The sequence below is a fragment of the Kineococcus vitellinus genome (genome assembly GCF_009906315.1).
Taxonomy (GTDB): domain Bacteria; phylum Actinomycetota; class Actinomycetes; order Actinomycetales; family Kineococcaceae; genus Kineococcus; species Kineococcus vitellinus.
In genome coordinates this window covers 1-7,596 of record NZ_JAAALL010000218.1, presented here as the reverse complement: position 1 = coordinate 7,596, position 7,596 = coordinate 1, and the positions used below count along the sequence as shown (strand labels likewise).

Annotated in this window: 4 protein-coding genes and 2 pseudogenes; 5 read left to right on the top strand and 1 reads right to left on the bottom strand. The window is 75.0% G+C overall.

Annotated features, from left to right (window positions below; genetic code table 11):
• The first annotated feature begins 107 nt into the window (after positions 1-107).
• The 3 genes and pseudogenes from mfd to GTQ99_RS16785 all read left to right on the top strand — a co-directional run bounded on the left by mfd (position 108) and on the right by GTQ99_RS16785 (position 5,283).
• A pseudogene (mfd, locus tag GTQ99_RS16795) lies at positions 108-3,537 on the top strand (transcription-repair coupling factor).
• A gap of 21 nt (positions 3,538-3,558) precedes the next feature.
• On the top strand, positions 3,559-4,221 hold the full coding sequence (locus GTQ99_RS16790) for a nucleoside triphosphate pyrophosphohydrolase (protein ID WP_338075051.1): 663 nt from the start codon (positions 3,559-3,561) through the stop codon (positions 4,219-4,221).
• Positions 4,222-4,230: 9 nt separating this feature from the next.
• Positions 4,231-5,283, top strand: coding sequence for an ROK family protein (locus GTQ99_RS16785; protein ID WP_205707652.1), 1,053 nt, complete (start codon positions 4,231-4,233; stop codon positions 5,281-5,283).
• 16 nt (positions 5,284-5,299) lie between these two features.
• Here the strand turns inward: GTQ99_RS16785 and GTQ99_RS16780 are convergent.
• Positions 5,300-5,599 (bottom strand): annotated as a pseudogene (locus GTQ99_RS16780) (hypothetical protein); the annotation flags it as partial.
• 130 nt (positions 5,600-5,729) lie between these two features.
• Here GTQ99_RS16780 and eno point away from each other — a divergent pair.
• Together eno and GTQ99_RS16770 are read left to right on the top strand one after the other, a co-directional pair.
• The gene (gene eno, locus GTQ99_RS16775) at positions 5,730-7,025 is read left to right on the top strand and encodes a phosphopyruvate hydratase (protein ID WP_166616878.1); all 1,296 of its coding nucleotides are present in this window, start codon (positions 5,730-5,732) and stop codon (positions 7,023-7,025) included.
• Between the two features lie 114 nt (positions 7,026-7,139).
• The coding region (locus GTQ99_RS16770) for an FtsB family cell division protein (protein WP_166616877.1) at positions 7,140-7,596 on the top strand (457 nt) is incomplete at its 3' end.

Genomic DNA, 7,596 nt, shown 5'->3' with positions numbered 1-7,596 from the left:
CCGCCGGTCGGGCGGCGGGCGGGGCGGCGGGCCGGGCGGCGGGCGGTGCGTGTCCGGCCCCGGACGTAGGCTGGAGCCACCCCCCGCCCCCTCCTGACGGAGTGCTCGTGAGCCTCACCGGCCTGCTCGACGTCCTGCGCACCGAACCCGCTGTCCGCGCGGCCGTCGAGACCGCCCGCGAGGGCGGCAGCCAGGCGCTCGACGTCGTGGCGCCGCTCGGCGTGCGCCCCGCGCTGCTGGCGGCCTTCGCCGCCGAGCGCCCCCTGCTCGTCGTCACCGCCACGGGTCGCGAGTGCGAGGACCTCGCCACCTGGCTGCGCTGCTACCTGCCCGCCCACGCCGTGGCGGAGTTCCCCGCCTGGGAGACGCTGCCGCACGAGCGGCTGTCCCCGCGCAGCGACACCGTCGCGCAGCGGCTGGCCGTCCTGCGCCGCCTGGCGCACCCCTCCTCCGACGACCCCACCACCGGTGCGGTCCGCGTCGTCGTCGCGCCCGTGCGCGCGGTGCTGCAGCCGCTGGTGCGCGGGCTGGCCGACCTGGAGCCGGTGCGGCTGCGCGCCGGCGACGAGGTCGGCCTGGACGCCACCGTGGCGGCGCTGTCGGCGGCCGCCTACAGCCGCGTGGACATGGTCGAGCGGCGCGGGGAGTTCGCCGTGCCGCGAGCTGCAGCTCACCGACGAGGTGCGCCGGCGCGCGGCCGCGCTCGTGCAGACCCACCCCGAGGCAGCCGACGTGCTCACCAAGATCGCCGAGGGCATCGCGGTGGAGGGCATGGAGTCCCTGGCCCCGGCGCTGGTGGACGGCATGGAGCCGCTGCTGGACGTCCTGCCCGCCGGCACCCACGTCGTGCTGGCCGACCCCGAGAAGGTGCGCGCCCGCGCCCACGACCTGGTCGCCACCGGGGCGGAGTTCCTCGAGGCGGCCTGGATGAACGCCTCCGTCGGCGGTGCCGCGCCCGTGGACCTGGGCGCCTCCTCGTTCTGGAGCTTCGCGCAGGTGCGCGCGCACGCGGAGGCGACGGGGCGGCCGTGGTGGTCGATCACCTCCCTGACCGCCGACGAGGACCTGCGCGACCTGGAGGACGTGCGGATCCTGCGCGTGGGCGCCCGCGACGTCGCCGGCTACCGCGGGGAGACCGAGAAGGCGCTGGCGGACCTGCGCGAGCTCGCCTCGGCCGGCTGGCGCATCGTGGTGACCACCGAGGGCCACGGCCCCGCCAAGCGGCTGGTGGAGATGCTCTCCGGCGAGGACGTGCCGGCGCGGCTGGTCGACGACCTCGTCGAGGAGCCGGTCCCCTCGGTCGTCCTCGTGACCACGGCCAGCGTCGAGCACGGCTTCGTGGCCGAGGGCCTGCGCGCGGCGCTGGTGACCGAGGCCGACATCACCGGCGTCGGCGGGCAGTCGACCAAGGACATGCGGCGGATGGCGCCGCGGCGCCGGCGCAACGCCGTCGACCCGCTGACCCTGCGCCCCGGCGACTTCGTCGTCCACGAGCAGCACGGCGTCGGCCGCTTCGTGGAGATGGTGCAGCGCACGGTCCAGGGCGCGACGCGGGAGTACCTCGTGCTGGAGTACGCCCCCAGCAAGCGGGGCCAGCCCGGCGACCGGCTGTTCGTGCCCACCGACACCCTCGACCAGGTCACCAAGTACACCGGCGGCGAGACGCCGACGCTGTCGAAGATGGGCGGCTCGGACTGGGCGAAGACGAAGAGCAACGCCCGCAAGGCCGTCAAGCAGATCGCCGGCGACCTCATCAAGCTGTACTCGGCGCGCATGGCCACCAAGGGCCACCAGTTCGGCCCGGACACCCCCTGGCAGCGCGAGCTGGAGGACGCCTTCCCCTACGTGGAGACGCCCGACCAGCTGGCCAGCATCGACGAGGTGAAGGCCGACATGATGAAGCCGGTCCCGATGGACCGCCTCATCTGCGGCGACGTCGGCTACGGCAAGACGGAGATCGCGCTGCGGGCGGCGTTCAAGGCCGTCCAGGACGGCAAGCAGGTCGCGGTCCTCGTGCCGACGACGCTGCTGGTGCAGCAGCACTTCAAGACCTTCGCCGAGCGCTTCGCGCAGTTCCCGGTGACGGTGAAGCCGCTCTCGCGCTTCACCCCCGGCGCGGAGTCCAGGGCGACGATCGCCGGCCTGGCCGACGGCTCCGTCGACGTCGTCATCGGCACCCACCGCCTGCTGAGCGGGGAGATCCGCTTCAAGGACCTCGGCCTCGTCGTCGTCGACGAGGAGCAGCGCTTCGGCGTCGAGCACAAGGAGGCGCTGAAGACGCTGCGCACCAACGTCGACGTGCTGGCGATGAGCGCGACGCCGATCCCGCGCACGCTGGAGATGGCTGTCACCGGCATCCGCGAGATGTCGACGCTGGCGACCCCGCCGGAGGAGCGCCACCCCGTCCTGACCTACGTGGGCGGGCAGGAGGACAAGCAGATCGCCGCCGCCATCCGCCGCGAGCTGCTGCGCGAGGGGCAGGTCTTCTACATCCACAACCGGGTGCAGTCGATCGAGCGGACCGCCGCGCACCTGAAGGAGCTCGTCCCCGAGGCGCGCATCGCCACCGCCCACGGGCAGATGGGCGAGCACCGCCTCGAGCAGGTCGTCCTCGACTTCTGGGAGAAGCGGTTCGACGTGCTGGTGTGCACGACGATCGTGGAGACCGGCCTGGACATCTCCAACGCCAACACCCTGGTCGTCGAGCGCGCCGACACCATGGGCCTGTCGCAGCTGCACCAGCTGCGCGGGCGCGTGGGGCGCGGCCGCGAGCGCGCGTACGCCTACTTCCTCTTCCCGCCGGACAAGCCGATGACCGAGACGGCCCACGACCGGCTGGCCACGATCGCCCAGCACACCGACCTCGGCTCCGGCATGGCGGTGGCGATGAAGGACCTGGAGATCCGCGGCGCCGGCAACATGCTGGGCGGGGAGCAGTCCGGCCACATCGCCGGCGTCGGCTTCGACCTCTACATGCGCATGGTCGCCGACGCCGTCGCCGACGTGCGCAACCAGGTGCCCGGGGCCGAGGGCGACGCCGAGCCGGAACCCACCGAGGTCAAGATCGAGCTGCCGGTCGACGCGCACCTGCCGCACGACTACGTCCCCAGCGAGCGGCTGCGGCTGGAGGCCTACCGGCGGCTGGCGGCCGCCGACTCCGAGAGCGACCTCGTCGAGCTGCACGCCGAGCTCGTCGACCGCTACGGCACCCCGCCGCAGCCGGTGCTCAACCTGCTGCAGGTCGCCACGTTCCGCATCGCGGCCCGCCGCGGCGGGCTGCGGGAGGTCTCGCTGCAGGGCAAGCAGGTCCGCTTCGCGCCGATCGACCTGCCGGAGTCCAGGGAGCTGCGGCTGAAGCGGCTGTACCCGGGCACCCTGCTCAAGCCGGCGCTGTCGGTGGCGCTGGTGCCCGCGCCGATGACCGCGCGCATCGGCGGCAAGCCGCTGCGCGACGCCGAGGTGCTCGCCTGGGCCACCGAGTTCGTCAACGCCGTGCTGCTGGAGCAGCCGGCCGCGGTGGCCGCGGGCGCGCGCTGAGGCGCCGGTAGCGTGCGGCCGGTGAGCGACCCCACCCCCGCCGGCTCCCGGCTGCTCGACCTCGTCGCCGTCATGGACCGGCTGCGCTCGCCGGGCGGCTGCCCGTGGGACGCCCGCCAGACGCACGCCTCGCTGCTGCGGTACCTCCTCGAGGAGAGCTACGAGGTCGTGGACGCCGTGGAGAGCGGCACCCGCGAGGAGCTGCGCGAGGAGCTGGGGGACCTGCTGCTGCAGGTGGTCTTCCACGCCCGGGTGGCGCAGGAGGACGCCGAGGAGCCGTTCGGCATCGACGACGTCGCCGACGCGATCGTCACCAAGCTCGAGCGGCGCCACCCGCACGTGTTCGCCGACGAGGTCGCCGCCGAGGACCTGCAGGGGCGCTGGGACGCCATCAAGGCGACCGAGAAGCGGCGCGAGAGCGTGCTCGACGGCGTCCCGCTGCAGCTGCCGGCGCTGGCGCGCGCCGACAAGGTCCTCGGGCGCCTGCAGCGCACCGGCCTGGCGGAGCCGGTGGCCGCGCCGCCGGAGCTGGACGAGGACGCGCTGGGGCGCCGGCTGCTCGACCTCGTGGCGCAGGCGCACGCCGCGGGGCTGGACCCGGAGGCGGCGCTGCGCACCGCGACCCGGCGCCTGGAGGGCGCCGCCCGCGCGGCGGAGTCCGCCCGCGGTGCGGCGGGTCGGTAGGTTCCCGGCGTGACGACGACGCCGACGACGCCGCCGACCCCCGCCCGGGAACCCGTGCCGACGCCCGTGCCGGACGCCCCGGACCTCGCGGCGGACGCGCCCGCGGGGCCCTGCGTCCTCGCCCTCGACATCGGCGGCACCAAGATCGCCGCGGGCCTGGTGGCGGCCGACGGGCGGGTGCGGGCCGAGCGCGAGGTGCCCACCGACGCCCGCGACGCGGCCGCCGTCGCCCGCGCGCTCACCGGCCTGGTCGCCGACGTCGTCGCCGACGCCGGAGCGCACGGCGTGGAGGCCGCCGAGGTCGCCGAGGTCGTCGGCATCGGCTCGGCCGGGCCCGTCGACGCCGTGCGCGGGACCGTCGACCCGGTGAACATCCCCTCGCTGCGCGGCTTCCCGCTCACCGAGCACGTGGCCGCCGCCGCCTCGCGGGCGCTGGGGCGGCCCGTGCGCGCGGCGCTGGCCCAGGACGGGCAGTGCTTCGCGGCGGCCGAGCAGTGGATCGGCGCCGCCGCCGGCTCGCCCTCGGTGCTGGGCGTGGTCGTCTCCACCGGCATCGGCGGCGGGATCGTCCTGGACGGGCGCATCCTGGCCGGCAAGTCCGGCAACGCGGGGTTCATCAGCCACGTCGGCGTGGTGCTCGACGGCGAGCTGCTGCCCGGCTCCGGGGCGCTGGGCGTGGTCGAGGCCTACGCCAGCGGGCCCGCCATGGTCCGCGCCGCGCAGGCGCGCGGCTGGCGCAGCGGCGAGGCCGCCGACGCCCGCGCGCTGACCGCGGACGCCCGCGCCGGCGACCCGGTCGCCACCGACGTCATCGCCGCCGGCACCCGGGCGCTGGCCTCGGCGTTCCTGTCCGCGGCGGCGCTGTTCGACCTCTGCGACGTCGTCGTGGGCGGGGGCGTGGCCTCGGCGGGCGAGGTGCTCTTCGACCCGCTGCGGCGCGCCTACGCCGAGCTGGCCGTGTACCCGCACCTGGCCGACGTGCGCATCACGCCCTCGCAGCTGCCGCGGATGTCCGGGCTGGTGGGCGCCGGCCGGCTGGGCTGGCAGCTGCTGCAGGGCTGAGCGGCGCTGAGCGGCGCTAGCGGCGCAGCGGCTCGACGTGGCGGCCGTCCAGGCGCAGCGAGGAGCGCGTCGCGAAGCCGCCGTAGGCCAGGTCGACCTCCACCACCACCTCGCGGCCGCCCAGCTCGAAGTTGATCTGCTTGTCGGAGAACCAGATCCGGTCCTCCTCCAGCACCTTCCCGTCCAGCCTGACGACGATCTTGCCGGACATGGTGGCGACGTCGACGTCGACCTCGTGCTCCTGCCCGTCGATCTCGATCCGCCAGGCGTTGTCGCCCTCGCTCATCGTGGTCCTCCCCGTCGGTGCTCGCGGGCGCGGTGCCCGCGCGTGCGCCGATCCTCGCGCACCCGCGCTCCCGGCGCCGGGGGGTCGCCGCGGCGGGCCGCGCTGCGACTAGGCTCGGGCCGCACCACCCAGACGACGTCGACAAGCACGAGGAGTGCGCGTGGCCACCATCGAGGCCGTCGGAGCTCGCGAGATCCTGGATTCCCGCGGAAACCCCACCGTCGAGGTCGAGGTCCTGCTCGACGACGGGACGTTCGCGCGCGCGGCGGTGCCCTCGGGCGCCTCCACCGGCGCCCACGAGGCCGTCGAGCGCCGCGACGGCGACGCGGCCCGCTACCTCGGCAAGGGCGTCGAGCAGGCCGTCGAGAGCGTCATCGAGGAGATCGGGCCGGCGCTCGTCGGCCACGACGCCCACGAGCAGCGCATCATCGACCAGGCCATGCTCGACCTGGACGGCACCCCGAACAAGGGCCGCCTGGGCGCCAACGCCGTGCTCGGCGTCTCGCTGGCCGTCGCCAAGTCCGCGGCCGCCGCGGCCGACCTGCCGCTGTTCCGCTACCTCGGCGGTCCCAACGCGCACCTGCTGCCGGTGCCGATGATGAACATCGTCAACGGCGGCGCCCACGCCGACACCGGCGTGGCCATCCAGGAGTTCATGATCGCGCCCGTGGGCGCGTCCTCCTTCCGCGAGGCGCTGCGCTGGGGCGCGGAGACCTACCACGCGCTGAAGTCGGTGCTCAAGCAGCGCGGGCTCGCCACCGGCCTGGGCGACGAGGGCGGTTTCGCCCCGGACCTGCCGAGCAACAAGGACGCCCTCGACCTCATCGTCGAGGCCATCGGCAAGGCCGGTTTCACCGTCGGCTCCGACATCGCGCTCGCGTTGGACGTCGCGGCCACGGAGTTCCACGGCGAGGGCGGCTACGACTTCGAGGGCTCGAAGCGCTCCGCGGAGTGGATGACCGGCTACTACGAGGGCCTGGTCTCCGAGTACCCGCTGGTCTCCGTCGAGGACCCGCTGTCCGAGGACGACTGGGAGGGCTGGCAGCACATCACCAACGCCCTCGGCGACAAGCTGCAGCTCGTCGGCGACGACCTGTTCGTCACCAACCCCGAGCGCCTGCAGAAGGGCATCGACCTGTCCGCGGGCAACTCGATGCTCGTGAAGGTGAACCAGATCGGCTCGCTCACCGAGACCCTCGACGCGGTGGACCTGGCGCACCGCAGCGGGTTCAGCACCATGATGAGCCACCGCTCGGGCGAGACCGAGGACACCACGATCGCCGACCTCGCCGTCGCGGTGGGCTCGGGCCAGATCAAGACCGGTGCCCCGGCCCGCTCCGAGCGCGTCGCCAAGTACAACCAGCTGCTGCGCATCGAGGAGGAGCTCGACGACGCCGGCCGCTACGCCGGCGCCCGCGCCTTCCCCCGCTCGGCGGGCTTCACCGGGCGCGCCTGAGCGCTCGGGGCGCCCTCCCGGGAGAAGCTGGACCCATGGCGACGCGACGTCCGACCGCTCCGCGCGGCCCCACCCGTGCGGGGCGCGTCCGCGTCGCGCTCGGCTGCCGGGCGGGTGGAGGCGGCGGCCGACCGGCGCCGCACCCGCGGCCCGCGCGCCCTCGTGCTGGCGGCCGTCGTGCTCATGCTGGCCGTCTTCCTCGTGCCCAGCTGGCAGAAGTGGCTGGAGCAGCGCTCGGAGATCGGCCGGCTGAACGCCCGGATCAGCCAGCAGCAGCAGGACCTGGCGGCCGCGCAGGCCGAGCAGGCCCGCTGGCGCGACGACGCCTACGTCACCACCCAGGCCCGCCAGCGGCTGCAGTACGTCGAGCCCGGCGAGGTGCCCTACGTCGTCGACGGCGACGGCGACGCCGACGCGGTGCCCCCGCAGCAGGCCGCCGCGAGCGTCCCGCAGCCGTCCGCGGCCTGGTACCAGAACATCTGGGAGTCCCTGCGGCAGGCCGGCGACCCCGGCACCGCGACCCCCTCCCGCATCCCGGGGCTGGGCACGTCCAGCTCCGCCGCGGCCGACC